Below are 24,096 nucleotides of genomic sequence, written 5' to 3'. Positions count from 1 at the left end.
GCAAAAAGGACAGGGCGCCCTGTCCTTTTGCTATTTTTTCTCTGATAATACGGGAGCCGCACTGCGATCGAGTTCAGCCATAACTTCTTCCGTTACTTTACCTGTTCCTTTTTCGATCACGTACACATCCGTCCGCTTTTTGCCCCATTCCTTGTAGACTTGCTCCTTACTGTCAAAATACAGATCGATCTTGCGCCCTTTAATCGCAGAACCTTTATCCGCTACGATGCCATATCCGTAACCTGGAATGTACAAAATCGTCCCCAGTGGAAAGATGGACAAATCCGCTGCAATCGTCGAAACCGATGCAGGGTCCCGTCGCGCTTTAACTCCAGAATATGTAATACCATATGCCGGATGCCCAATTGTTTTGCCAGTTGATTCAGGTCCGGGCGAATAGCCAGTGGCCAGTACATTCAGTTTTGGATAATTACGCAATAATGCTAGCGTCTCTACCGTTTCGCCTTTTGTCGCAAGCGGAAAACGTTCTCGAACGATTGGTTTATCCATCTTTGCCTGCGGCTGCTTTGGCTGCTGTACGACCGGTTTTGTCGGAATTTCCTGTACCGATTGTGGCCGCAAGTTCTTCGGTTGATTCAATAGCATATATGCACCAAGCAGCGTACAGACGAGCGCAATAAGTAAATATGAGAGCGACGCCTTCACATTTTTTAGTAATATGTTCATTCAGCTATAAGCCTCCTCTGCTACTCATCATGTCCAGAGGAGGCTTTCACTATACGAGAAAAATCAAAAGGACCTCGTCAATATGACGAAGCCCTTTTGATTTATTTATAATTGCTCTTCATTGTTGTGCGCACGGGAGACAATCGGATCAAGGTAATCGCGATTGCCACGCTGTTTGCCTTTTTCCTGCAGGCGCTCAATAGCTGGCTCGATCAACGTCTCAAGCTCCCGCTGGATCGTATACGCTAAGTCATGACGATTTTGCGATTCCAGGAACTTGCCAACTTCGAACAGCTTCTCGTAACGCCCACGCTCATCTTCTGTCAGCAACGCACGTACCTGTACACTCGCATGTCTCACTTCAGGTTCCCCCTACAGTTTAACTTTTTTCATCACGAGCGGGAGACCACCAAGCAGGAACAGGGAACGGTTATCGATGATTTTTTTCATCAGTGCTGCTGTGCTGCCATAGATCTTTTTATCGCCTACGAGACCAATCGCTTCATTTTTACCAAGGGATGCTACTGTACCCTTCAAAGATGGAACGAATGGTTTCAATTCGCTGCCACCACGAACCAGTGCTACCAGATTATCTCCAAGGTTTTCACCTTGCTGGATTGCGATCTGTGCAGTTGGCGGATATGGACGGTTGATTTCTTCGTTGATGATCAGTGCACCGTCACCGACGATGAATACATCGTCATGACCTGGAGCATGGAGATATGGGTCAACTTTTACACGGCCACGCATTGTTTCGAAACCTGCGTTTTCGATGATGGAATTCCCGCGAACGCCACCAGTCCATACAACTGTGCTGGATTTAATTTCTTCACCGTCAGCAAGCACAACACCTTCTGGCGTGCACTCTTTGATCGGTGTGCTGATTTTGAACGTAACACCTTTGCGTCCGAGAACGTCCATCGCGTAGTTCACGAGGTCTGGATCGAAGCCTGGCAATACAGTCGGAGCTGCTTCAATGTTGTAGATTTTTACATTAGACGGTTCGATATCGAATTCTGCACACAGTTCTGGTACGCGGTCAGATAATTCGCCTACGAACTCAATGCCTGTAAAGCCTGCACCACCGACAATGAATGTCAGCAATTCTGGACGGCGTTCGTTTTTGAATTTTGCGAAGCAATATTCGATATGCTCGCGAATTTCACGAACACTGTTGATGCTACGGATGCTGTATGCATGTTCTTTAAGTCCTTGGATGCCGAATGTTTCCGGCTCGCTTCCAAGACCAATCACGAGATAGTCGTATGCTAACTGCTCACCAGAATCAAGAACCGCTGTTTTCTGTTCGCGCTTGATTTCAGACACAGTACCTTTAACGAATTTAATTTTGTTCGTATCGAGAATCGACTCGATATCTACACGGCATTTTTCTGGATCTTTTGTACCCGCTGCCGGTTCATGAAGCCATGTCGTAAAGTAGTGGTAATCGTGTTTGTTTACAAGAGTGACTTCAGCTTCGTTGTGGTTTAATTGTTTTTGGAGGCGAACCGCTGTCATTAAGCCGCCGTATCCTCCACCGAGGATGAGAATTTTAGGTGTACTCATGTTTTCACTTCCACTTTCTTCTGAATTTATCGGCATTACATAAAAGAATGCGCATTGTACTTTTTTTCACTATACTGCCCCTTATGGTCAGCAACATGCGTGAATTAAAGTGGTAAATCGTCGATAATTGTTCACATTTTTATCATAAATCGGTTTCTACGTTTTTGCAAGTGAAAATATGCACAATAAGAACCTATTTGTGTTTTGATTGTAAGACGAATGATAATTATTAGTCAACTACAAATTATTCGTATTTTTTATACACACTCTTTTCAGTGGACTACCTCGCCGCTATAATAGAAAAGAACTACCAAACGTTCTATAATCTGGAGGTGCCAAGTTAATGGATCTTACAAGAGATGAAAAAGTGTATGACATTACCATCGTAGGCGGTGGCCCGGCAGGACTGTTCACTGCATTCTACGCTGGTATGCGTCAATCAAGTTGCAAGATCATCGAAAGCATGCCACAACTCGGCGGACAACTATCCGCACTCTATCCAGAAAAGTACATTTATGACGTAGCTGGCTTTCCTAAAATCCGGGCACAAGAATTGATCGACCGTCTGAAAGAACAAATGGACCAGTTTGAAACAACAGCCTGCCTTGAAGAAAAAGTGATGAATATTGAGAAAAAAGCAGAAGACCTTTTTGAGATTACAACAGACAAAGGCGTACACCTCTCCCGCACCATCATCATTACAGCTGGCGTTGGCGCATTTGAGCCGCGTAGACTGGAAGTGGAAGGTGCAGAACAGTTTGAAAAGGCGAACCTGCATTACTTTGTAGACGATTTGAATAAATTTGCTGGGCAAAAAGTGGTCATATTCGGCGGTGGTGATTCTGCTGTAGACTGGGCCCTGATGCTTGAGCCAATCGCAGAAAAAGTTACCATTGTACACCGTCGCGACAAATTCCGTGCCCACGAGCACAGTGTTGAGAATTTAATGAACTCAAAGGTTAACGTGCTCACTCCATACGAACCTCATGCACTTGAGGGCACAGATAAAATTGAGAAGGTTATCCTTCGCAATAGCAGTACAGAAGAACTTGTTACCGAAAATGTAGACGCTGTCATTGTAAACTTCGGCTTTATCTCCTCTCTTGGCCCAATCAAAAACTGGGGTCTTGAATTCGAGAAGGGGGCCATCAGCGTGAATTCCCGCATGGAAACAAATATCCCGGGCATCTATGCTGCCGGTGACATTGCTACATATCCAGGCAAAATCAAACTCATCGCTGTCGGTTTCGGAGAAGCTCCGACTGCCGTGAACAATGCGAAATCATATATGGACCCGGAAGCACGTGTGCAGCCGGCTCACAGCTCTAGCATGAAGCTGTAGCATCCCTTATCCCGCCCTTTTTCAGGCGGGATTTTTTGTTTCGCATAAAAGGAGAGCCTGGAGGGACCTTAAGAAAAAAGGATGTGATTACATGACACGCACTGCGATTTCTGCGGTCTACAAATTACTCATCATTGTTGTAACAGTTGGGATTCCCCTCCTGCTATACTTTGGAAGTGGTAGCACAGCTGGTCTGCTTGCGGCTGTTCTTTCCTTTGGTGTTCTAGCCAGTTATGCCTTGTATGCCGACCTGCTAAACCGGCGCAATTAGTCGTTTTGATGTAGAAAGGAGGAATTGAGTTGTCCATGTGTCCCATTTGCAACGGTTTTTCTCATCTCGATGCGCATTGCCCTTCCTGTGGACATCGAATGGAAGACGCAGGAAAACTCGAGGCGCTCTACGGTCCGTACAGTCCGTATAACGAATGGGGAGACGTGTCCATGACGAACGGATACCTCGATCAACTGCATCATGAATGCATGCACATCTCTAGCTGCCCACACTGTGGGCTGCAAAAAACAATGGCCGTTCCAGAAATGCATTCTTCTCATCTCTAAAATAAAAAGCCGCACTCCGTATGTGTTTATACACGTGTAATCTGTCGATAAACCGTGTATAAAACTTGTACGGAACTGCGGCTTTTCCTTATTCCTTAACTCCTTTAGCCTGTACATAGCGCGTATTGACATCATCCCAGTTCACTACATTCCACCAGGCTTTTATATAATCAGCACGCTTGTTTTGATATTTCAAGTAGTAAGCATGTTCCCATACATCAAGAACAAGCAAAGGAATGACACCTTGCTGGGTTAAGTTTTGGTGTTTCTCGGCCTGCAAAATTTCCAGACGTCCCGCCTGTGGACTCCAAACAAGCATCGCCCAGCCGGACCCTTCCACTTTTTCTGCTGCCGCTGAGAATTGCGCCTTGAACTTATCAAAGCTGCCAAATGATGTTTTAATTTCACTGGCTATCGGGCCGTATGCTTCTCCGCCGCCCGCAGGCTTCATATTCTGCCAGAAAATTGTATGCAAATAGTGCCCGGAGCCATTAAAAGCCGCTTCGCGCTCCCAATGCTTAATAAGTGCGTAGTCGCCGGTCTCACGTGCCTTCTGCATTTCTTTTTCCGCCTTATTGAGGCCATCCACATACGCCTTGTGGTGAATGTCATGATGCAGGCGCATTGTTTGCTCATCAATATATGGTTCCAACGCGTTATAGGCATAAGGAAGCGGTGGCAGTTTATGCTCGCCAATCGGCACCATCTGCATACTGCTCATCTCCCCTGTCGGAGCAGCTACCTGTTCGTTATGACTGGCTGCGTATGCTGAACTGCATACAAGCATCGTTCCGAAAACTGTCGTATAAAGAAGTTTTTTCATAAATCAATCCTCCGTATGTAAACTGGCCCCAATCCAGCTACCGGGCACAGCCCGTAGTATGCGTCCGGCTTGGTGATTTTATACGGATTTGTCGCGATAAATAATTCCCAGCCTTATCGAAACACTATATAAAAAGGAGATTCCACTGTGAATAAGACTCTGCTTACTGCACTGCTTACTGCACTGCTTACTGCCAGCACCCTTGTCATTCCAACCGTCTCAAGCCATGCGCAAAATACCGGAAAGCCCGTTCTCAGCTTTCCGGTCATTAGCGATATTCATATTCAAGCTCCCCAGCCAAAAAGTCTGCAAAAATTCGCCGCAGCCCTACAAGATCTGCACAGCGCAAGTCCAGCGGCAGATGCACTTATTATAAACGGCGACTTAACAGACGGGGAACCAGCGGATTACCAGAAGCTCAAAGAAACACTTCAAAGCAATCCGCATCCACCCCGTGTATACTACACAATCGGCAACCATGAATTTTTTAAAGCCTGGCACAACAAGAATCGAGCACGGTCTGCTGCTACTTTCCCAAACGGAGAAACCGAACGTGCTTCCATCGCACGCTTCTTATCTCTAACAGGAGAAAAAAGCGTATACCATGCCAAGGTGATAAAAGGTTATACGTTTGTTTTCCTTGGTTCCGAGCAATATCGCCAGTCTAACCCTGGCAACTTAGAAGACGCGTATTTGTCAAAAAAACAACTGGACTGGCTGGAACAAACGCTTGTAAAAGCCTCACAAACAGGAAAACCGATTTTTGTCTTTTTGCATCAGCCGCTTCCATATACCGTGTCAGGGACGCATACGTGCTGTACAAACAATCGGGCCGTTGTGCAGCATGAAGCACTGAAAGATATTCTGAACCGCTTCCCGGAAGCAATCCTATTTACCGGACACACGCACTGGGAGCTGAAGCTGCCACAAACGTTTGTACAGGATAATTTTACGATGGTTAATACAAGCTCAGTGGCACAGCCATGGACCGACAATGGACAACCCGGAGGCGGAACTCCGGTGAAAGGGGAAGCAAGTGAAGGACTTGTTGTGAATGTGTATACCAACAAAGTGGAGATTAAAGGACGGAGTTTTACGAAGAAGCAGTGGATTCCTGGAGCGCAGTTTACGGTTCCGATTCTCCAATAAAAATGCAATCTTATCTAATCAAGTAAGCGGATTTTCAATTAACGTAGCAAAGGCAAATCTATGAAGGTGGCCATCAACCAATGTGGTTTGCCCTTTAACAAAGTGTATGTGTTTACCATTCCCGATAGGAATAGCAGGGCCCGTAACGATTTTCACTTGGTGAAAGTGGCCGAAAAAGTCTGTATTCGTAGATATAACGTGAACGTGGCTCCGTCCTCTTGGAATGGCTTGACCTGTAACGCCTGCAAAACGATGATTATGTCTGTCAATCCCCATTTCTGCCAACTTTAAACTTCCTAGGAATTCGTGTGTATGCCGCTGTGCTCGCCTTTGATTTGTTTTACCTGTAGATTTTCTGTTTACTTTAAACACTTTCTTCATTATGACATACTCCTCCTTTGAATAAATTCTTATATCACTGTATGTTTGTTTTTTATTTTGGCTTGGATGGCAAAGACACAAAAAAGGTGCTGCAAGCAGAAGGTTCTCCCTCCTGCTTGCAGCACCTTTTCATTCACTGTAAACTTTTTCTTTGTATACCATAATGGACTGAATATACTCGCTAGTAAATTCTTGATTCTCTTCTACAAATGCTAGCGGTGTAATATCTTTTCCACAAGAGGGACATATCCATTCTCCGCCTTCAAAACCTAGAGATATCTGCAAACAAAAACAGCACATTTTCTTTTTCATCATTTCCTCCTCCCCCCTCTATTTAACAATAAGCACCGATATCTTGGATTGATTAACTAGATTATGACTTACACTACCTAATGACAACGAATCGTAATCCGATAATCCTCGACAACCTATAAGAACAAGGTCTATTTCATGAGTATCACAATACTGACAAAGACATTGTGCAATCGATTCCCCTTGTAAAATTTCGGGTATTTTTATTACTTCCATATCATTTATATAGCCCAAATTTTTTTCTAATAACTCAGTCGCCTGCTCTATTAGTTTATGTTTTATTTCAGGATATACATCAACAACATGTCCATAATCTGGAATAACATGAACAAGATGTAGTTCCTCAATATCTTTAAAAGAATTCGTAGTAATAAACTCAAATGATTTTTTTGTGAATAGAGACTCATCAACTGCAATTAAAATCTTCATTACCTATTCTCCCTTGATAAGACTAACATTGTAAAACCTTATGGCTATGCTCAAAAACGATCGTGCGATTCCGTCCGCTATTTTTAGCTTCGTATAAACATTCATCTGCTTGTTCGATTACTTTCGTAATTTCGGATGTACAATCAGGGTAAGAAGAAACTCCAGCCGAAATGGTCACAGTCTCACCACATGGGCTAGTACTCGATTCCATGTTCATACGTAATCGTTCAGCTACCTTAAAAGCTTCCATTTTCTCAGTATGAGGGAGCAAAATGACAAACTCTTCTCCCCCAAAGCGACAGCATATATCACTTTCTCGTGAAACTTCGTTCATCTGACAGGCTAAAAATTTTAAAACCTCATCTCCGATAGAGTGCCCATATGTATCATTCACCCTCTTGAAGCGATCTATATCTAATAAAATTAACGAAAAAGGGACATCGTTTTCTACCCAATTCTTCATTTTTTCATCCATCGTCCGACGATTCGTAAGCTTTGTTAGTGGATCTGTTGTCGATTGATACATAAAATAGTTAACCCTATTATGGAGAAAGACCAGGCTATGAAGAAGTGATTTTTTTAGTTGAATTGCTTCATAGTACCACGCCATCACGTTTTCTATGTGTTTTTCTTGACTATTTTCAGTACTGTTTTCAGTATAATGCGCGAGTTGATGTAAGGGTTGTGCAATTCTCCTTGAAATCCACCATATAACAAGTAGGGATACAAGTAAGAAAGGAAGTGATTGTTGTACCATTTCGTTAAGCATTTCTGTAGCAGGTGCCAACGCCTGATCCACTGGACGTTGAGCAACGATTCCCCAGTCAGCAATCGGAATATACGAATATCCAGCTAGCATGTCTTGTTTTTTCGTATTGATAACCTGTTCCGCTCCACTTTTTCCCTGCATAATCTTTTGAACAACAGGGTTTTCTACTACAACATCATTGACTCTCTGAGGATTTTGATGATAAACTACGCGTCCATCTCCATCGACTACATATACATAGGAACCATCTTGATAAAAATGTTCACCTAACAGAGTGTTTAATATATTCTTTTCCTTTAAATACAGGGTTCCACCTACTAATCCAAGGTAGTTTCCTTTTTTATCAAAAATAGGATGTGAAATAAAGATAACGAGTCGGCCGGTAATAGCAGTGTATGGTTTGGATATTAATGGTTTTTTCTCTTTTAACGCTTGCTTCCCACCAGGGGATGCTAACATTTTATCTTTTAATTGTAAAGATTGTGGAGATGTAGCTAAAATTTTTCCTTTTGCGTCTGTGATGACGACAGAATTAAACGTATTGGTTTGCTCTTTTAAACGGTTCGCCTCATGAAGAAGCTTCTGTTCATCGTTTTGCATAAAAGAAGCAATATCCATGGAACTGAATCGTAAAGTTTGAAGAGTAGCTTTAAAAAATATATCTGTTGTTTCGGCAAGCTTTTGAGCATATACACGATTGGTTTCTAAATTATTTGCAATCAGCGTTTGTTTATCAGTATGATAGCCACTCCACAAACTACTAACGAGAGTCAAAACACACGACAAAAGGGCGACAAATATAATTAAATGTCGCAAAGACAATTTCATTTTTTTCATTATAATTTCTCCTATTCTTGATTCAGTAATATTGTCCTATCAAACTATAGCGCAAAATTAACACAAAATTCTAAATAATCATTCTAATCTGGTAAATATATTCAATTTTTAAAGTATTGTATCACACCACATACTATTAGCAAGTATATATTCTATTATTTGTAAAATCACGAAGTGACTGTTCAGCTTATGGATAAATTTCCCTTGATTTTTAAGTATTAAAAATGTAATATTACCTAGTAATAATTTACTATATCATTAGTATAACAAAAAAGTGGAGACAATGAATATTCATCTGTACTATGGGCACTTGGATGAATAAGAGTCAATAGTGCAACCGACCATCTTCTTTGTAGATTTATTATTTTTATGAAGAAAGGGGAGGCTTTTTTGTTTAACTACATATACAGACTTTTTCGATTAAAGACAATCAAAAGTCGACTGCAGTTTTGGGGGATTTTCTTTGTATTTCTTATCGGAATTTCAAGTCTTATTCCAACTTTTTTTATAATAAGTCGTGGCATAAAAGCAGACCAAATGAATTACCTGGAGCAAACCGTTTCCCTACAAAGCACAGCGATCGAAAACTGGTTCAATGAACGTTCTTCATACATCAGGACTATTTCAAATCTTAACGAAATAAGAAACCTGGACAAAGAAAGAATGAAAAACATTTTAACTTCGGCAGTTAATCTGCAAAGTGAATTTGATATGTTGACATACATTAATAAAAACGGTTTTATAGAAATAGATTCAAGCAAAAGCGGAGCAAAAATAAAAAATCAAGCTAGTATTAATTTATCGGACCGCGATTACTTTCAAGAAGGAAAAAAAGGAAAAGAATTTGTCAGTGACGTTATCATTGCCCGTGCAACCGGCAAGCCTTCTATTATCGTTTCTTGTCCTATTATTGACTCTCAGCAACAGTTCCAAGGGGTTATCGCCGGGGTTGTAGAGCCTCGCACAGTTGAAAAAATTATGGAGAGAATGCGCTTTGGAAAAACAGGAGAGACTTATTTAGTTAATCGGGAAGGAGTCATGATAACTGAATCAAGGTTTATAGCCGATCTTATAAAGTATGGTATGGTATCTAGTACAGCAAGATTGAATTTAAAAGTCCATACAGAGATTGTACAAAAAGCTCAAACTAACCTCTCGGTAGTTCTCCCCTATTCTAATTATAGAGGAGTGGAGTCACTTGGGGCTTATCATTGGACACAGAATGGGAAATGGCTCGTCATCGCTGAAGTAAATCAAGCAGAGATGCTTGACTCCCTTTACAATTCGATGTTCATTATCATCATGAGTATCCTATGTATAGTTGCTTTTGTTTTATACATCGTACTAAAGGTATCCCATCATATAGAACGTCCTCTACAGTTTGTTTTAAACGGAGTACGACTTATCCAAAAAAGTAACTATAAATATCGAATTGATGTCAAAGAGGTGGCACCACGAGCTATTGAGTTTCAAGAGGTTTGCAGCGCCTTTAATTTAATGGCTGAAACAGTTGAGACTACCATTCATGGGCTGGAAGATAGTGAAGAACGGTATCGAACGCTTATCGAAACATCCCCACATACTGTTTTGGTCCATAGTAAAGGCAAGATTGTATTCATGAATCAGGAAGGAGCTCTCTTGTTTGGAGCAAATCACCCTGAAGAATTGATAGGAAAAGATGTTATAAGTTTAGTTCATCCAGATTCTTTGCTGCAAGTTAAAGAACGAGTCGCTTCTTCCTATGAAAATAAGAAGCAGGCAGAGTTGTTGGAGGAAAAATTGCTTCGATTAGATGGAACGATCATCTATACAGAAACTGTGGCAAATCCGATAACGTATAATGGAAATCCAGGTTCCTTGGTTATAGTACGAGATATTACAGAACGGAAAAAGATCGAAAAGGCACTACAGGATAGTGAAGAGAAATTCCGTTTGCTCGCAGAGACATCCGGGGATATGATTACCATTCATAACGTAGAAGGTGAGTATTTATATGTTTCACCAGCATGCCATCGGTTACTTCAGTATGAAATGGACAACTTGTTAGGAAAAAGTGCATATCTGCTTATTCATCCGGACGATCTCGAATATGTACACAATGCCTTTCTTACCCTCCAACATGTAAACTACACCTCTTCTACGTATCGTATTCGCCAAAAGAGTGGAGAATATGTGTGGTTTGAGACAAATCTAGCAACCATTCGAACGGTGGAAGGCGCGCTAGAAAAAATTGTAGCCGTATCTCGTGATATTACAGAACGAAAGCTTTTGGAACAACAGCTTCAGGAAGCTAATCATCGTCTTGAAATGCTCTCCTGGCGCGATGGTCTTACAGGCATTGCTAACCGAAGATTTTTTGATGAAAAATTAGAATCGGAATGGAAACGTGCTGCGCGAGGCTCCACTCCGCTCTCGTTGATTATGATTGATATTGATCATTTCAAATTGTATAACGATACGTATGGACATCAGGGTGGAGACGACTGTCTGAAAAAGGTGGCTGAAACTCTAGCCTCGGTTCCAAATCGATCAGGGGATATTGTGGCCCGTTATGGTGGTGAAGAATTTGCTGTTATTCTCCCGCAAACCAATAATGCAGACGCCCTAAAAATAGCGGAAAAACTCTGTAAAGCTATCGCGTCTTTGGAAATCCCTCATGCTTCATCAAAAGTAGCAGATATTGTCACGGTAAGTGCGGGACTAGCTACCATGCTCCCGACACCATTCTCTAATCCTGCTGAAGTTATTTCTTTAGCAGATAAGGCCTTATATTATGCGAAAGAATCAGGACGTAATCAGGTACAAAACTTCCACGAAGCAATCGTATCCTGAGAACTCTTCAAATTTTTCATCAAAAATAAGCGTCACATTTCCCTGTTTTTTCCCTATACCTTACAGCCGGACATGTTAAAATAAACAGTATCAGAAATAAGGGGGCCATGCCAGTGAGCGAAATCGAAAAAGTTCTCCGTGCTGTTTTAGACGAAAAACTATCGCCTATTAACGAAAGTCTACAAAAACTTGGCCAGCGCATTGATACGCTAGAAGACGGTATGAACAAGCAATTCGGCGAAACCAAGTCGGATCTGCGTATCATCCGTGAACAAACGGCTCAAAACAGTGAAATGCAGGCGGAACTCCATGAAACACGTGATGATGTCGAAAATTTAAAACTGGATATGAAAATGGTCAAAAAACTTATACTGAATCAATAGTCGTCCATCCGGGCGGCTTTTTTGTTTGCCAATGGTAATGATAACGTTTCATTCATCCTTATACCGCTATCTAACATTCATTCGAAATCTCTTTAATAGTATGCGCCCCTGCTGTAACACAAAAAGCACCTCCTAACGTACCCGAAAATACGTCAAGAGGCGCTATACATTGTATGATTCACCAACGAATCGAAAAGCTTAGCAATCGCCCGGTGTACCCGCTTCTTCTTTCGTGCGGAACGACGAACCACAGCCGCATGATGCAGTTGCGTTCGGGTTGTCAACCGTGAACCCGCCGCCCATCATGGATTCTTTAAAATCAATCGTCACGCCTTCAAGATAGCGAATGCTATCCTTATCCACCACAACTTTTACGCCATTCAGGTCAAAACTTACATCACCTTCATGCCCTTCATCATCAAAACCCATTCCATATGAGAACCCGCTGCATCCGCCTGGGCGAACACCCACACGCAGGAAAAGCTGGTCGTTATTTTCGCTTACAATCATCTCTTGAATTTTGCGAGCTGCACTTTCCGTAAGGTTAATCATGGATTATTTCCCTCCTCATCGGACGTATCGTCCTCTTCCTATAGTATACTCCACCTTATCTTTTCTCTCAAGGTTTGCAACGTTTCCATACAAAAATGTATACATACTTCCTCTCTGTCTGCTTTTCCAGCTTCGTACCTTGTTCGATTCGTTAATTACTTTTATAATTGTAAAGAATACAAACTTATACATGAGTACGGAAGCACTCTCCAAGCATCATACGAGGAGGAAGAAAATAATGAGTACCTTTACCCAACACTTTATTCAAGATCAGACACTACTTCCGATCATTGAAAAAATCGAAGCTGGTGAACGTCTGTCGCTTGAAGATGGCATGACACTATATAACTCGAACGATCTGTTAACAATCGGCCAGCTCGCCAACCTGGTAAATACACGCAAGAACGGCAACAACGTCTACTTCATCGAAAACATGTACATCAATCCGACCAACGTCTGCGAAGCGCACTGTGCATTCTGTGGCTTCCGCCGTGATCCAGGTGAAGAAGGCGCCTACACCATGAGTATGGACGACTTACTCGAATATGTCGCAAAAGGCTACACACCGACTACACGCGAATTCCATATTGTAGGCGGACACAATCATACCGTGCCGTTTGACTACTATCTCGATACAATTCGTACGCTGAAAAAGAACTATCCGGATGTGACCATTAAAGCGTACACCGGCGCTGAAATTGTTTTCTTCGCACAAATTGCCGGACTAACAGAAGAAGAAGTGCTGAAGGAACTCGTAAAGGCTGGTCTCGATACACTTCCAGGCGGCGGTGCGGAGATTCTAACGGAAGAATACCGCGCTAAAATGAGCCCAGAAAAAGCAAGTACAGACGAATGGCTGAATGTACACCGTCTTGCGCACAATCTTGGCATGAAAACACATGCAACGATGCTGTACGGTTCCATCGAAAAGCCGGAAGAACGTCTCATTCATATGATGCGTTTGCGTGAGCTGCAAGATGATACAAACGGATTCATGGTCTTTATCCCACTTGCGATTCAACCAAAGAAAGTAACAGCGTCCATCAAGCGCCGCACATCCGCGTTTGACGATATGAAAACAATGGCGATCAGCCGCCTGATGCTCGATAACTTCCCACACGTGAAAGCGTACTGGATTAACATCGGTACACAACTGACACAAATGGCAGTCAACTTCGGTTCATCTGACATTCACGGTACACTCGTAGAAGAACGCATCAGCCATGCGGTAGGTGCCCTGACCCAATCCGGTCTTACTCGCGATGAGCTGGTCTGGCTTATTAAAGGGGCTGGCAAACAGCCGATTGAGCGCGATACGTTCTACAACATTATTAAAGAGTATTAACGACTGCTATAAGAAAGAGGCTGTCTCACACGCTGTAATACGGCTAATGAGACAGCCTCTTTTTTCTTGGTATAATGTAGATTTTATTCAAAGCGTGGCGGAGGAGCGGGATCGGGCAAATCCATTCTGGCGTCGCGTGTTTTTTCTTGTAACTCGAAACGTTGTGCGGGGAGTGGGAAAAGGAAGGACAAGAGAGTGCCTGTACGAGCCTACTCAGCGAAAGGAGAACGGCGAACGGGCCTTTGCCCGCAATCCTTCGGTGAATCAACATCGTAGGCCTTTCTTACGATTAGTCAAGTGAATCATAATGATTTTGAGTGATTATTTTGTAAGTAACAGGGGGAGGAAGCGGAGAGAAAATAACAGGTTTCACAGAAAGTATGGATGTTGACATACCAAATAAACCTAGGGTGTTTTTATTTTTTGCTAGGTTTATTTGGTATATGGTATGATAGAAATTGCATTATGATCTGGTGGCACACTGGTACTCATAGTGCTGATTGTGTGTAATAAGGTAGAAGAGGCACTTCAAGAGCTTATTTACACAAGCGATCGACGCAACTTTATGACACTTGTTATAAGGTTGCGTTTTTACTTTGTCATAGTACTCAACGAGATGGTTGTTCCCGAAACGACGCTGTTTAATCATATTCTGAATGACAAGGTAAAGCAGTTTACGCAGGTGCTTGTTTCCGCGCTTATTGATTTTATCCTGGAAAAAGGTTTTACCGGACTGGAACCGTCGGATATCAATCCCTGCAAAGGCGTTGAGCTGTTTCGGATTGTCGAAGCGGCGGATGTCTCCGATTTCGGCGAGTAAACGCACCGCTGTATTTACCCCAATGCCCGGAAAGCTGAGAAGAACTTGATAGTCCTCTCGATGCATGCTCATTTCCTCCATTTGCCGAATCAGAGCTTCTCGTTGGCGAAGAATCTCCAAATAACGTTTGACATAGATGCGTAGCTGGTCACAAAGAACATCGGTTGCGGAAACCGCCGGATACGAGTTCTGTGCGGCTTCAAGCAACTGGATGGCTTTCTTCTCAGCGGTACCTGCCGATAACTTTTTGTCGGTACTCTTGAGAATCCGGTTTCTGATTACGGTTTTGGAAAGACCGTTCACGAGATCGGGATGTGGAAATAACTGAATGACATGTAAACAGAGCTCCGATCGGCTTGTAAAGATCGTTTCCAGTTCGGAAAAGGTCAGTTGAATGACTTTATGCATCCGATTGCGAAGAGTAGAAAGTTCTCCGTCTAATTCTTGGTAAAACCGAGAGAGAGACTTTAGCTGCTGGAAGAAGTCATTGGGTACTTCTTTTTCTCTTCGAGAGACCGTGAAATGAGTCAACGCCAGCCGATGAGCGTCACTTCGATCCGTTTTATGCATCCGCATAGAAGCGGACTGCAGTTTGGCTTCAAGCGGGTTTAACAGGCAATAGGTGTACTGATGATCTTGCATAAAGCGTTCCAGTTGTCTGGAGTATACGCCCGTAGCTTCGAAAACAATGGACGGTTGTTCCCCATCTTGCTCGATCAGCTTCTCCATGCAGGCATGCAACCCTTCAAAATCGGAACGGGTATGCCGGATTTCTCCTTCAAACTCACAGTGCCGGTCGGCATTGTACACCACCCAATAGCTCTTTCCCATACTTACATCAAATGCGACTACATGTTTCATGGTTGTTCTCCTCCTGATGTTCGTTGTAGAAGCCTTCACGCATCCTTATCGATTCCCTTTTCTTATACACGATCTCAATGGATCCAACATACTGAAGCTGATTCAAATAAGGGCAGTGAAGTTGGCCTGTTTCTTTGACGGATTCAAGATCCCGAAGCCCACTCGGCCTGTTTCTTCACTTCTACCACAAAAAAATAGTAGCACAAACCGTGGCCTTGGTCTGTGCTACTAATCTTAGTATGTTTCTTTGCGGGCACGTTCGCTGGGCTCCCGGAGCGGACAGTCACCACTTCATTGCAAGCGTACCGAAGCGAACGGCTCCTTCCTTCTCCCACTCCCTCACCACCACACGTTGTCGATACCACGAAAAAAAGCTGTCCCATTCGCCATATTCTGGCTTTTAGGACAGCTTCTTTACAAATTAGCCACGAGAAAAGTTAGAATCCGAGCTTTTTCCACTCTTCATCTTCTTTTTTCAAGGTAGTAATGTGGGTACGAATTGCTGCAAGCAACTCTTCTCCTGTATCCGCCACAATCAGCGTGCCGTTCACAAGCGCGTACGGCTGAACAAAACACTGGCCGCAATTGCCCAAACACCCGTATTCCAACACATCGACGTCTGGTTCTTCTTCAAGTGCCTTCTTTGCCAGCTCAGAACCGATTCCAAGGTTGCTAGCGCAAAATTCCACCATCGGGCGCATCAATTTTTCACCCTATCTGCATAGATTCAATTGCATGTTCAATCTCTTTTAACTTCGGACTGCCTTCCCCAACAATCATTCCATTCAATACCACAAGCGGATACCATAGCTCTTCCGCCCGAATGCGTGCCGCGAATTCGGCTTCCATACCAGCTAACTCACTGTAAATATCTACATAGCGTACCGTGATAGCTTCGCCATATTTACGATGAAGCGCCGCTTCGAGCCATTCTGCCGTATCACGGGCAGACGGAAGATGGGCACAGCTTGCACATAGTTGCTCGGCACCGAATACAAGCAGTTCCATAATCGTCTAGGCGAGTGCCCGTTCCAGTTCTTCGATCAGGTCCTCTACATCCTCAATGCCAACCGAGATACGAACGAGACCGTCTGTAATGCCGAGTTCCGCACGGCGCTCTGCCGGAATGGAAGCATGCGTCATCTGTGCCGGAACAGAGATCAGACTCTCTACTGCTCCAAGGCTCTCGGCCAGTGTAAAGATTTTCGTCCGGGACAGCACTTGTTCCGCACGCTCACGGCTGCCGACATCAAATGAAATCATTCCGCCAAAACCACGTGCTTGTTTAGCCGCCACATCATGTCCTGGATGATTTTCCAGACCTGGATAGTAGACGCTCACAATATCACTGCGTTCACTCAGCCATTGTGCGATGCGACGCGCATTCGCTTCATGCTCTTCCATACGCACACCGAGTGTTTTCATGCCGCGCAGCAAGTAATACGAATCTTGCGGTCCAAGCACCGCGCCGATGGAGTTCTGAACGAAATGCAGTTGCTCACCGAGTTCCGCGTCTTTTACGGCTACCAGACCAGCTACCACATCACTGTGACCACCAAGATATTTGGTTGCGCTGTGGAACACAATATCGGCCCCAAGTTGAAGTGGGTTCTGCCAGTACGGAGTCATGAACGTATTGTCCACGATCAACAGAATGCCTTTTTCTTTCGTTACTTCTGCAACCGCTGCGATATCGGTCACTTTTAGAAGTGGATTGCTTGGGCTCTCCAAAATAACCGCTTTTGTTTTCGGCCCGATAGCTTCACGAACGACTTCCGCTTTGCTCGTATCCACAAATGTCACATCCACCCCAAAACGGTTGAACACTTTGGTCAGCACACGGTACGTACCGCCGTATACGTCATCACCAACGACAAAATGATCGCCTGTGTTATACATCGATACAATAGTTGACAAAGCCGCCATTCCGGAGGCAAACGCAAAGCCGCGCACGCCGCCTTCCACATCTGCGATATACTCTTCAACTGCATGGCGAGTCGGGTTGCCTGTGCGGGAATATTCATAGCCTTTATGTTTGCCTACTGCTTCCTGCTTATACGTGCTAACCTGATAGATCGGTACATTGACCGCTCCAGTATGTGGATCTCCATCTACACCACCGTGGATTAATTTCGTTTTCATGCGCATGATTTAGATGCCCTCCTCATAAATTTTTTGGCTTAAATAGCGCTCACTACTATCTGCAAAAATCATCACAATATTCGTACCTGGCTTCGCCTGTTTCGCTTCAAGAAGAGCAGCATGAAGTGCGGCACCTGCGGAACTGCCTACCAGCATACCTTCCTGTGAAGCCAGTTCTTTCACGTGGCGGAATGCATCCGCATCCGATATCGTATGAATGGCATCAAAATAAGCTGTGTCCATAAACGGCGGCAGGAATTCCATCCCGATCCCTTCCGTTTTATGTGGGCCTGATTCTCCTCCATTCAGGATAGAGCCTTCCGGTTCGACAATGACTGTTTTTATAGCTGGATTTTTTTCTTTCAAATAGCGGGCTGTACCCATAAACGTACCACCTGAGCCTGCACCTGCAACAAATACATCAACATTGCCATCCATCTGTTGCCAGATTTCTGGGCCAGTCGTCTTATAGTGCGCTGCCGGGTTTGCCGGATTGCCGAATTGCTGCGGGCAAAACGCTCCTTCAATTTCTTGCTCGAGCTGCTTCGCTTTCTCGATCGCGCCTTTCATCCCATGGGCAGTCGGTGTATTAACGACTTCCGCGCCAAGAGCACGCATCAGAGTCTGCTTCTCCAGTGAGAATTTCTCCGGTACAACGAAGATTACGCGGTACCCTGTGCCGACCGCAGCCAGTGCCAGTCCGATTCCAGTATTACCAGCTGTCGGTTCAATAATCGTGCCGCCTGGCTTTAATACGCCGCGTTCTTCTGCATCTCGAATTAATTCTACACCTAATCTATCTTTTACACTACCGCCGGGATTGAAATACTCCAGTTTGGCAAACAAACGAACTCCTTCTGGCAGTGAATAGGAATGAATCTCTACAATTGGTGTATCACCAATCAGTTCTTTAACATTGCTGTATACGTTCATGTCGATCTCCTTTTTTGTGGTGGATAACATTTTTTTATCTTACTATATTATTATAGCCTAAACGTTTTGTGTGCGATCACCACGTAAAACACTTGGTTTTATAAGTTTAAAGCACATCGTATGCTTTAAGCAAGGGGAAAACAATAGATTTCTTAAGAAAAGGATACTATAATAATAAGTATGGTGAAAGGAGTGAATAACCTTATGACAAAGTTTGATGAAGTACAAGAGGTTTTAAATAAACTGCGTCCGTTCCTGCAACGTGACGGAGGCGACTGTGAACTCGTTGATGTTACAGACGAAGGCATCGTGGAAGTTCGTCTGCACGGTGCATGCGGTAGCTGCCCGAGCTCCACAATCACGCTGAAATCGGGCATTGAGCGCGCACTCGTGGAAGAAGTAGAAGGCATCGTGGAAGTTCGTCAAGTGTTCTAAATAAACGCTCAAGCGGGATGGCTCAGGCTATCCCGCTTTTTTATGTCTATCGTGCCGCTGTTCGCTCCATAAGAAACGACAGGAATTCCTGATTAGCAATCGACAAATACGCATGTTTTTTCCAGGCAATCGCTAATTTCAGATAGACAGGCGGCTGAAGCGACACCGCTACAAGATCCGGATCATTCGCCACAACCATGTTTAGAAACAACGTGATACCGCTTCCCCTCACTACAAGTGACTTCAGAAGAGAAATCTGATTGGTCTCAAATTGTACGGCCAGTGGTATCCCCGCTTTATGCCCGGCCTCTACAATGAGTTCCCGCTGAAAATACCCTTCCTGGAACAGTACAAGCGGCTCCCGTGCTACCTCTTCATACGTGACGGATGCCCGTTCAGCAAAAAGATGCCCTTTGGGAACACACACGCACATCTCTTCCTCCAGAAATGGTACAGCTTCTAAATCATCCGCAATCGTATCCTGTATGATCACGCCCATATCGATATCCCCGTTGCTAAGCATGCGCTGCACCTTCATCGTCCCTTGTTCATACAGCTTAAACTGCAGATGCGGATAGCGTTTCTTAAAATCTAGGATAATGTTAGGAAAGTAATACGAGCCTACCATCGAAGGCAAGCCGATCCTTACTTCGCCTTTCTCTAATCCACGCATTTCTTCTATTTCTTCCCGTGCATGTCGTACCTGCTCAAGAATCCGACGCGCATGCCGTAGTAGCACCTCTCCTTCTGCTGTTAACATGACTTTTTTATCAATCCGATTAAACAGCAGTACACCGAGATCCTCCTCTAGCTTCTTGATGCTTTTACTAATCGCAGACTGGGCTATGCACAATTGCTCGGCTGCTTTTGTAAAGTTAAGCTGCTTTGCCACCTCTGTAAAATATTCAAGCTGTCGAAACTCCATTGTCCCTCCTCATAATCATTCCATAAAGTTATCGTTATCATGAAAACAATATATTTTATTCATTCATAATACCATGCTACGATAGCCATACAAAAACTTATTCGGAAAGAAGATGATTCTTCATGATCCAGGCAGGAACTCGGCCTTTCTGGCGTGCAACCGCCGCTCTCACCATTGCTTCTTTTGTAACATTTGCTAATATTTATTTCACGCAACCACTACTACCAATTTTCACGGAGGAATTTAACCTTTCTCCGTTACTATCTAGCCTGTCTGTTTCCGTGACAATTCTCGCACTCGCTCTGTCCCTATTGTTTTACGGTCCGCTCTCAGATGCAATTGGACGGAAAAATATTATGTTCGGGACGATGCTCGGCGTAGCATTAATCGCACTTCTGACAGCATTTGTTCCGAATTTCTCGACCTTGCTCATTCTGCGTATGATAGAAGGATTCTTCCTCGCTGGTTTGCCAGCGATTGCGATTGCCTACATTAGTGAAGAATTCGATTCCAAAGCGTTAACAACCGCAGTTGGTATTTACATCAGCGGCAATACAATCGGCGGGCTCTCTGGTCGCATGGTCTCTGGCTTCGTTACCGATTTTGCTGGCTGGCACTGGGCGTTTATTGTAATGAGCGCACTCAGCTTCCTATGTGTGATCTCCTTTGCCTGGCTGCTGCCGCGCTCAACGCATTTCCAAAGCAAGCCACTCGACTGGAAGGTAGCCTTTAGAGATTTTCGTCGTCACCTGGATAATCGCTCCTTACGCTTCGCTTATGCGATTGGTGGCTTCCATTTCTTTGTTTTTATCGGGATCTATAACTACATCACGTATGTGTTGAACAGCGCCCCATTCAATCTGCCTACTTCGATTGTGAGTCTATTGTTTCTCACTTATCTAGCAGGCACATTTAGCTCAACACTATCGGGCAAAGTGGCGAAAATCATGCCGCAATCTGTATGCATTGCTATCGGTATCGTCCTGATGGGAGCAGGTATTGCCGCGACACTTGTACAAAATCTGTGGATCATCGGTGTAGGGCTTCTGCTTATCAGCTTTGGTTTTTTCTTCGCTCACTCAGCAGCCAGTTCGTGGGTAAGTACGCACGCAACGTTTGCGAAAGCGAGTGCATCGAGTCTGTATTTGTTGTCCTACTATCTAGGTGGCAGCATCGGCAGCTTCTATCTCGGTCTGTTCTATAAATTCTTCGGTTGGAATGGTGTCGTGCTTGGTTCCCTGATGATTCTCGTGTTAACCGGCTGGTGTGCATGGAAAATGTATGGCATCGAACGAGCTGAATCGAGCAAAGCTGGAGTGATGTCCAAAGTATTTTTGACTCACTAGTACGTGGGGAGGCTGTCTTCAACGCTGTAATACAGCAACGGGGACAGCCTTTCTTGGTATAGTGTAGGTTTTCCTCAAAGTGTGGTGGAGGAGCTGGATCGGGCGGGGCCTCGTCACTTTGGTACGCTTGCGGAGAAGTTAGGACTGTCCGCTCCAGGGGCCAAACGAACTCGCCCACAAAAGATGCCCACGATGGATTTTCATCGAAGCATTGTGGGCAAAGGCCCATTCGTCTGTCCCCTTCCGCTGGGGAGTCGCGTACAGGCGTTCCGTTGCCCCGCCCGATCCCGCTCCTGACACATTTTGGAGAAGGAACCCTCAAGTATAATCAAGAGGCTGAGCTTTGCTATGCAGGTAAAAAACAAGGAAGCAAAGCCGTTCTGGCGTCGCGTGTTTTTTGTAAAGCGAAACGTTGTGCGGGGAGGGGGAGAAGGGATGAGTAAGAGAGCGCCTGTACGCGTCTACCCCAGCGGAGGGAGAACGGCGAACGGGACTTTGCCCGCAATCCTTCAGTGAACCAACATCGTAGGCTCTTCTTTGCGGGCGAGTTCGCCGGGCTCCCGGAGCGGACAGTCACATCTTCCCTGCAAGCGTACCGAAGCGAACGGCTCCTCCCTTCTCCCCCTCCCTACCACCACACGTTGTCGATACAACAAAAGCCTGCAGCTTCTACGCCACAGGCCTTCTTATTATCCCCAATTGCTTACACACCGAAAGAAACGAATTTGGTTTCGAGGAATCCATCCAGCGCGTAATGTCCACCTTCGCGGCCAATTCCACTCTGTTTGTATCCACCAAATGGAGCCTGTGTTTGGGTCGGTGAACCATCATTTACCCCGACAATACCATATTCCAGACCTTCTGCCATTCGGAAGCATCGAGCGTTGTTTTGCGTATACACATACGCTGCTAAGCCGTAGATTGAATCATTTGCCATCTCAAGTACGGATGCTTCATCCTGGAATGGGATGATCGGCACGACTGGCCCGAACGTTTCCTGGGAATAAATGTTCATCTCTGGCGTTACATCTGTAATCACTGTCGGTTCGATGAAGAAACCTTTGTTGTATTCGCCTTCTGTCAGACGATTTCCGCCAAATGCGATGCCGCCGCCTTTCTCCTTAGCATCCTCGATTTGTCCGAGTACACTTGTGAGAGCTGCTTCATCTACCAGCGGACCAATTTCTACGCCTTTGACACGTCCATCGCCCACTTTTGTATTCTGTAGGCGCTCAACCAGTTTCGCTGTGAACGCTTCGACAATCGACTCATGAACGTACAGACGATTTGTGCAAATGCACATCTGTCCAGCATTCCGGTACTTGCTCTCGAACAAGCCTTTGACAGCCGCATCAAGATCCGCATCTTCAAACACGATGAACGGTGCATGTCCGCCCAGTTCCATACTGATACGTTTTACTTGAGCAGCTGCACCTTCCATCAGAAGCTTGCCCACTCTTGTAGAACCCGTAAACGTAATTTTCGCTACTTTTGGATTGTCGACAATTTCTTTCCCAATTGAGCTTGCATCACCTGTTACCAGGTTAGCTACGCCCTTCGGAAACCCAGCTTCCTCGATCAATTCAAACATCCGAATCGTGCTCAACGGTGCTTTTTCAGCTGGCTTTAATACAACCGTACAACCAACGGCGAGTGCAGGCGCAATTTTACGAGCTACCATGTTAACCGGGAAGTTCCACGGCGTGATCGCTGCCACAACCCCTACTGGCTGCTTCATCACCATCAATCGTTTGTTCGGAGTAGATGAAGGAACGGTTTCCCCGTATACGCGTTTCGCTTCTTCCGCGTACCACATAAAATTATCGGCTGCGCCAAGTACTTCAAACTTCGCTTCTCCAAGCGGCTTACCCATTTCTGCTGAAATAAGCCCTGCCAGCTCATCGCGATTTTTTCGTACCAATTCATACAGATTGTATAAGTATTTGGAGCGTTCACGAGCCGCAGCTTGTGACCAGCTTTTAAACGCTTCATGAGCAGCTGCAATCGCTTTGTTCGCATCGCGAGCATCGCCATAGCTGATTGTTCCAACTACCTCTCCGTTTGCCGGATTCGTGATTTCAAGTGTTTCTCCGCTTTCTGCCTCGATCCACTCACCATTAATATACATTTTTTTGCTGTCTGTCATCGTATGCTACTCTCCTCTTCTATACCGGTTTAATCGCCTCAAATGGATTTTTACATGTGCTACAATAGAAAATGCTTCGACAGGCTGTCGGCCCGAATATGTTATCCAGTACAGTGCGAGGAGAGCCACAGTACGGGCATTCAATCTCCCAGACACCTTCCTGTTTGGATTCAAGCGGCGGAGGAGCAATGCCGACTTCTTTTAACCTCTCTCTACCTTCCGCCGTAATCCGATCAGAAGTCCAGATGGGATTTTTCAGAAAGATCACGTTCACTTCTGTAATTCCTTCCAGTTCCGATACCGCTTTGGTGACGTCGCTCTCCATCATGCTGAGCGCAGGGCAGCCGACAAATGTCGGAATCATCCTCACTGTGGCAATTCCTCCATCCACCTGAACGCCATCAACCATTCCCATCTCAACCAGACTGACAGACGTGATTTCCGGGTCAGTTACTTGTTGTAGTTTATCCCATACTTTCTGTTCAAGAGAACTAAAAGTGTCTTGCATCGCTATCTCCTCCTT

26 protein-coding genes, 1 pseudogene and 1 riboswitch are annotated in these 24,096 nt (G+C 44.6%); of the genes and pseudogenes, 10 read left to right on the top strand and 17 right to left on the bottom strand.

Translation table 11 applies throughout. The features are described from left to right. Positions 1 to 30 precede the first annotated feature (30 nt). From CB4_RS05280 to CB4_RS05270, 3 genes are all read right to left on the bottom strand, one after another. Positions 31 to 687, bottom strand: coding sequence for a 3D domain-containing protein (locus CB4_RS05280; RefSeq protein WP_231956151.1), 657 nt, complete (start codon positions 685 to 687; stop codon positions 31 to 33). 105 nt (positions 688 to 792) lie between these two features. Then, positions 793 to 1,047 carry a hypothetical protein gene (locus CB4_RS05275; protein WP_096463887.1) on the bottom strand — a complete coding sequence of 85 codons (255 nt, stop codon included), beginning with the start codon at positions 1,045 to 1,047 and terminating at the stop codon, positions 793 to 795. A gap of 12 nt (positions 1,048 to 1,059) precedes the next feature. Continuing rightward, positions 1,060 to 2,253 carry an NAD(P)/FAD-dependent oxidoreductase gene (locus tag CB4_RS05270; protein ID WP_096463886.1) on the bottom strand — a complete coding sequence of 398 codons (1,194 nt, stop codon included), beginning with the start codon at positions 2,251 to 2,253 and terminating at the stop codon, positions 1,060 to 1,062. 343 nt (positions 2,254 to 2,596) lie between these two features. Between CB4_RS05270 and CB4_RS05265 the strand changes: the two genes are divergently transcribed. The 3 genes from CB4_RS05265 (at position 2,597) to CB4_RS05255 (ending at position 4,153) form a co-directional block, all read left to right on the top strand. Then, the gene (locus tag CB4_RS05265) at positions 2,597 to 3,595 is read left to right on the top strand and encodes an NAD(P)/FAD-dependent oxidoreductase (RefSeq protein ID WP_096463885.1); all 999 of its coding nucleotides are present in this window, start codon (positions 2,597 to 2,599) and stop codon (positions 3,593 to 3,595) included. A gap of 91 nt (positions 3,596 to 3,686) precedes the next feature. Next, a complete protein-coding gene (locus CB4_RS05260) occupies positions 3,687 to 3,866 on the top strand; it encodes a hypothetical protein (protein ID WP_096463884.1) in 180 nt (59 codons plus the stop codon). Between the two features lie 29 nt (positions 3,867 to 3,895). After that, a complete protein-coding gene (locus CB4_RS05255) occupies positions 3,896 to 4,153 on the top strand; it encodes a hypothetical protein (RefSeq protein WP_373681385.1) in 258 nt (85 codons plus the stop codon). Positions 4,154 to 4,241: 88 nt separating this feature from the next. Here CB4_RS05255 and CB4_RS05250 read toward each other — a convergent pair. Further along, a pseudogene (locus CB4_RS05250) lies at positions 4,242 to 4,862 on the bottom strand (superoxide dismutase); the annotation flags it as partial. Positions 4,863 to 5,123: 261 nt separating this feature from the next. On the opposite strand from CB4_RS05250, the gene CB4_RS05245 reads away from it, so the two are divergent. Further along, the gene (locus tag CB4_RS05245) at positions 5,124 to 6,125 is read left to right on the top strand and encodes a metallophosphoesterase family protein (protein WP_096463881.1); all 1,002 of its coding nucleotides are present in this window, start codon (positions 5,124 to 5,126) and stop codon (positions 6,123 to 6,125) included. 18 nt (positions 6,126 to 6,143) lie between these two features. Here CB4_RS05245 and CB4_RS05240 read toward each other — a convergent pair whose 3' ends face one another. The 4 genes from CB4_RS05240 to CB4_RS05225 form a co-directional block, all read right to left on the bottom strand. Then, positions 6,144 to 6,506 (bottom strand): YmaF family protein, encoded by a 363-nt coding sequence (locus CB4_RS05240; protein WP_096463880.1) that lies wholly within the window; start codon positions 6,504 to 6,506, stop codon positions 6,144 to 6,146. Positions 6,507 to 6,635: 129 nt separating this feature from the next. Continuing rightward, a complete protein-coding gene (locus tag CB4_RS05235; RefSeq protein ID WP_096463879.1) occupies positions 6,636 to 6,821 on the bottom strand; it encodes a hypothetical protein in 186 nt (61 codons plus the stop codon). A gap of 15 nt (positions 6,822 to 6,836) precedes the next feature. Then, entirely contained in the window at positions 6,837 to 7,247 is a 411-nt protein-coding gene (locus tag CB4_RS05230) for a universal stress protein (RefSeq protein ID WP_096463878.1), read from the bottom strand. Between the two features lie 22 nt (positions 7,248 to 7,269). Continuing rightward, complete coding sequence (locus CB4_RS05225; RefSeq protein ID WP_096463877.1) at positions 7,270 to 8,853, bottom strand: sensor domain-containing diguanylate cyclase; 1,584 nt, start codon at positions 8,851 to 8,853, stop codon at positions 7,270 to 7,272. Positions 8,854 to 9,121: 268 nt separating this feature from the next. Further along, a riboswitch (cyclic di-GMP riboswitch) is annotated at positions 9,122 to 9,205 on the top strand. Between the two features lie 17 nt (positions 9,206 to 9,222). On the opposite strand from CB4_RS05225, the gene CB4_RS20830 reads away from it, so the two are divergent. Continuing rightward, positions 9,223 to 11,685, top strand: coding sequence for a sensor domain-containing diguanylate cyclase (locus CB4_RS20830; protein ID WP_110546250.1), 2,463 nt, complete (start codon positions 9,223 to 9,225; stop codon positions 11,683 to 11,685). A gap of 113 nt (positions 11,686 to 11,798) precedes the next feature. Further along, on the top strand, positions 11,799 to 12,068 hold the full coding sequence (locus CB4_RS05205; RefSeq protein ID WP_096463876.1) for a hypothetical protein: 270 nt from the start codon (positions 11,799 to 11,801) through the stop codon (positions 12,066 to 12,068). A 198-nt stretch (positions 12,069 to 12,266) separates the two neighbouring features. Here CB4_RS05205 and erpA read toward each other — a convergent pair whose 3' ends face one another. Continuing rightward, a complete protein-coding gene (gene erpA, locus CB4_RS05200) occupies positions 12,267 to 12,620 on the bottom strand; it encodes an iron-sulfur cluster insertion protein ErpA (protein WP_096463875.1) in 354 nt (117 codons plus the stop codon). A gap of 238 nt (positions 12,621 to 12,858) precedes the next feature. Between erpA and mqnE the strand changes: the two genes are divergently transcribed. Then, complete coding sequence (gene mqnE / locus CB4_RS05195; RefSeq protein ID WP_096463874.1) at positions 12,859 to 13,965, top strand: aminofutalosine synthase MqnE; 1,107 nt, start codon at positions 12,859 to 12,861, stop codon at positions 13,963 to 13,965. A 463-nt stretch (positions 13,966 to 14,428) separates the two neighbouring features. On the opposite strand, the gene CB4_RS05190 is transcribed toward mqnE, so the two are convergent. The 5 genes from CB4_RS05190 to cysK form a co-directional block, all read right to left on the bottom strand. Continuing rightward, positions 14,429 to 15,646, bottom strand: coding sequence for an IS110 family RNA-guided transposase (locus tag CB4_RS05190; protein ID WP_096463496.1), 1,218 nt, complete (start codon positions 15,644 to 15,646; stop codon positions 14,429 to 14,431). A gap of 437 nt (positions 15,647 to 16,083) precedes the next feature. Further along, positions 16,084 to 16,347 carry a YuzB family protein gene (locus CB4_RS05185; protein ID WP_096463873.1) on the bottom strand — a complete coding sequence of 88 codons (264 nt, stop codon included), beginning with the start codon at positions 16,345 to 16,347 and terminating at the stop codon, positions 16,084 to 16,086. A gap of 7 nt (positions 16,348 to 16,354) precedes the next feature. Beyond that, positions 16,355 to 16,654, bottom strand: a complete 300-nt coding sequence (locus CB4_RS05180; RefSeq protein ID WP_096463872.1) for a YuzD family protein — start codon at positions 16,652 to 16,654, stop codon at positions 16,355 to 16,357. 6 nt (positions 16,655 to 16,660) lie between these two features. Beyond that, positions 16,661 to 17,794: a bifunctional cystathionine gamma-lyase/homocysteine desulfhydrase gene (locus tag CB4_RS05175; RefSeq protein WP_096463871.1), complete on the bottom strand. Its 1,134-nt coding sequence runs from the start codon at positions 17,792 to 17,794 to the stop codon at positions 16,661 to 16,663. Between the two features lie 3 nt (positions 17,795 to 17,797). Beyond that, on the bottom strand, positions 17,798 to 18,721 hold the full coding sequence (cysK, locus tag CB4_RS05170; RefSeq protein WP_096463870.1) for a cysteine synthase A: 924 nt from the start codon (positions 18,719 to 18,721) through the stop codon (positions 17,798 to 17,800). A 180-nt stretch (positions 18,722 to 18,901) separates the two neighbouring features. Here cysK and CB4_RS05165 point away from each other — a divergent pair, with 180 nt between their 5' ends. After that, on the top strand, positions 18,902 to 19,156 hold the full coding sequence (locus CB4_RS05165; protein WP_096463869.1) for a NifU family protein: 255 nt from the start codon (positions 18,902 to 18,904) through the stop codon (positions 19,154 to 19,156). A 46-nt stretch (positions 19,157 to 19,202) separates the two neighbouring features. Here CB4_RS05165 and CB4_RS05160 read toward each other — a convergent pair whose 3' ends face one another. Then, positions 19,203 to 20,081 carry a LysR family transcriptional regulator gene (locus CB4_RS05160; RefSeq protein ID WP_096463868.1) on the bottom strand — a complete coding sequence of 293 codons (879 nt, stop codon included), beginning with the start codon at positions 20,079 to 20,081 and terminating at the stop codon, positions 19,203 to 19,205. A gap of 122 nt (positions 20,082 to 20,203) precedes the next feature. Here CB4_RS05160 and CB4_RS05155 point away from each other — a divergent pair, with 122 nt between their 5' ends. Together CB4_RS05155 and CB4_RS21425 are read left to right on the top strand one after the other, a co-directional pair. Further along, complete coding sequence (locus CB4_RS05155) at positions 20,204 to 21,427, top strand: MFS transporter (RefSeq protein WP_096463867.1); 1,224 nt, start codon at positions 20,204 to 20,206, stop codon at positions 21,425 to 21,427. An 81-nt stretch (positions 21,428 to 21,508) separates the two neighbouring features. After that, positions 21,509 to 21,724: a hypothetical protein gene (locus tag CB4_RS21425; protein ID WP_146226622.1), complete on the top strand. Its 216-nt coding sequence runs from the start codon at positions 21,509 to 21,511 to the stop codon at positions 21,722 to 21,724. Between the two features lie 406 nt (positions 21,725 to 22,130). Here CB4_RS21425 and CB4_RS05150 read toward each other — a convergent pair whose 3' ends face one another. Together CB4_RS05150 and paaD are read right to left on the bottom strand one after the other, a co-directional pair. Continuing rightward, on the bottom strand, positions 22,131 to 23,573 hold the full coding sequence (locus tag CB4_RS05150; RefSeq protein ID WP_096463866.1) for an NAD-dependent succinate-semialdehyde dehydrogenase: 1,443 nt from the start codon (positions 23,571 to 23,573) through the stop codon (positions 22,131 to 22,133). Between the two features lie 19 nt (positions 23,574 to 23,592). Then, complete coding sequence (paaD, locus tag CB4_RS05145; protein WP_096463865.1) at positions 23,593 to 24,081, bottom strand: 1,2-phenylacetyl-CoA epoxidase subunit PaaD; 489 nt, start codon at positions 24,079 to 24,081, stop codon at positions 23,593 to 23,595. Positions 24,082 to 24,096: the final 15 nt, after the last annotated feature.

The organism is Aneurinibacillus soli, from assembly GCF_002355375.1.
Classification (GTDB): domain Bacteria; phylum Bacillota; class Bacilli; order Aneurinibacillales; family Aneurinibacillaceae; genus Aneurinibacillus; species Aneurinibacillus soli.
This window is presented reverse-complemented; position numbering and strand designations above follow the sequence as displayed.

Bases quoted from the DNA above. Each gene is read 5' to 3' on its own strand.
- CB4_RS05280 (WP_231956151.1), bottom strand. From the start codon at position 687: ATGAACATATTACTAAAAAATGTGAAGGCGTCGCTCTCATATTTACTT.
- CB4_RS05270 (WP_096463886.1), bottom strand. From the start codon at position 2,253: ATGAGTACACCTAAAATTCTCATCCTCGGTGGAGGATACGGCGGCTTA.
- CB4_RS05265 (WP_096463885.1), top strand. From the start codon at position 2,597: ATGGATCTTACAAGAGATGAAAAAGTGTATGACATTACCATCGTAGGC.
- CB4_RS05260 (WP_096463884.1), top strand. From the start codon at position 3,687: ATGACACGCACTGCGATTTCTGCGGTCTACAAATTACTCATCATTGTT.
- CB4_RS05240 (WP_096463880.1), bottom strand. From the start codon at position 6,506: ATGAAGAAAGTGTTTAAAGTAAACAGAAAATCTACAGGTAAAACAAAT.
- CB4_RS05235 (WP_096463879.1), bottom strand. From the start codon at position 6,821: ATGATGAAAAAGAAAATGTGCTGTTTTTGTTTGCAGATATCTCTAGGT.
- CB4_RS05230 (WP_096463878.1), bottom strand. From the start codon at position 7,247: ATGAAGATTTTAATTGCAGTTGATGAGTCTCTATTCACAAAAAAATCA.
- CB4_RS05225 (WP_096463877.1), bottom strand. From the start codon at position 8,853: ATGAAAAAAATGAAATTGTCTTTGCGACATTTAATTATATTTGTCGCC.
- CB4_RS20830 (WP_110546250.1), top strand. From the start codon at position 9,223: ATGAAGAAAGGGGAGGCTTTTTTGTTTAACTACATATACAGACTTTTT.
- erpA (WP_096463875.1), bottom strand. From the start codon at position 12,620: ATGATTAACCTTACGGAAAGTGCAGCTCGCAAAATTCAAGAGATGATT.
- mqnE (WP_096463874.1), top strand. From the start codon at position 12,859: ATGAGTACCTTTACCCAACACTTTATTCAAGATCAGACACTACTTCCG.
- CB4_RS05190 (WP_096463496.1), bottom strand. From the start codon at position 15,646: ATGAAACATGTAGTCGCATTTGATGTAAGTATGGGAAAGAGCTATTGG.
- CB4_RS05185 (WP_096463873.1), bottom strand. From the start codon at position 16,347: ATGCGCCCGATGGTGGAATTTTGCGCTAGCAACCTTGGAATCGGTTCT.
- CB4_RS05180 (WP_096463872.1), bottom strand. From the start codon at position 16,654: ATGGAACTGCTTGTATTCGGTGCCGAGCAACTATGTGCAAGCTGTGCC.
- CB4_RS05175 (WP_096463871.1), bottom strand. From the start codon at position 17,794: ATGCGCATGAAAACGAAATTAATCCACGGTGGTGTAGATGGAGATCCA.
- cysK (WP_096463870.1), bottom strand. From the start codon at position 18,721: ATGAACGTATACAGCAATGTTAAAGAACTGATTGGTGATACACCAATT.
- CB4_RS05165 (WP_096463869.1), top strand. From the start codon at position 18,902: ATGGTGAAAGGAGTGAATAACCTTATGACAAAGTTTGATGAAGTACAA.
- CB4_RS05160 (WP_096463868.1), bottom strand. From the start codon at position 20,081: ATGGAGTTTCGACAGCTTGAATATTTTACAGAGGTGGCAAAGCAGCTT.
- CB4_RS05155 (WP_096463867.1), top strand. From the start codon at position 20,204: ATGATCCAGGCAGGAACTCGGCCTTTCTGGCGTGCAACCGCCGCTCTC.
- CB4_RS05150 (WP_096463866.1), bottom strand. From the start codon at position 23,573: ATGACAGACAGCAAAAAAATGTATATTAATGGTGAGTGGATCGAGGCA.
- paaD (WP_096463865.1), bottom strand. From the start codon at position 24,081: ATGCAAGACACTTTTAGTTCTCTTGAACAGAAAGTATGGGATAAACTA.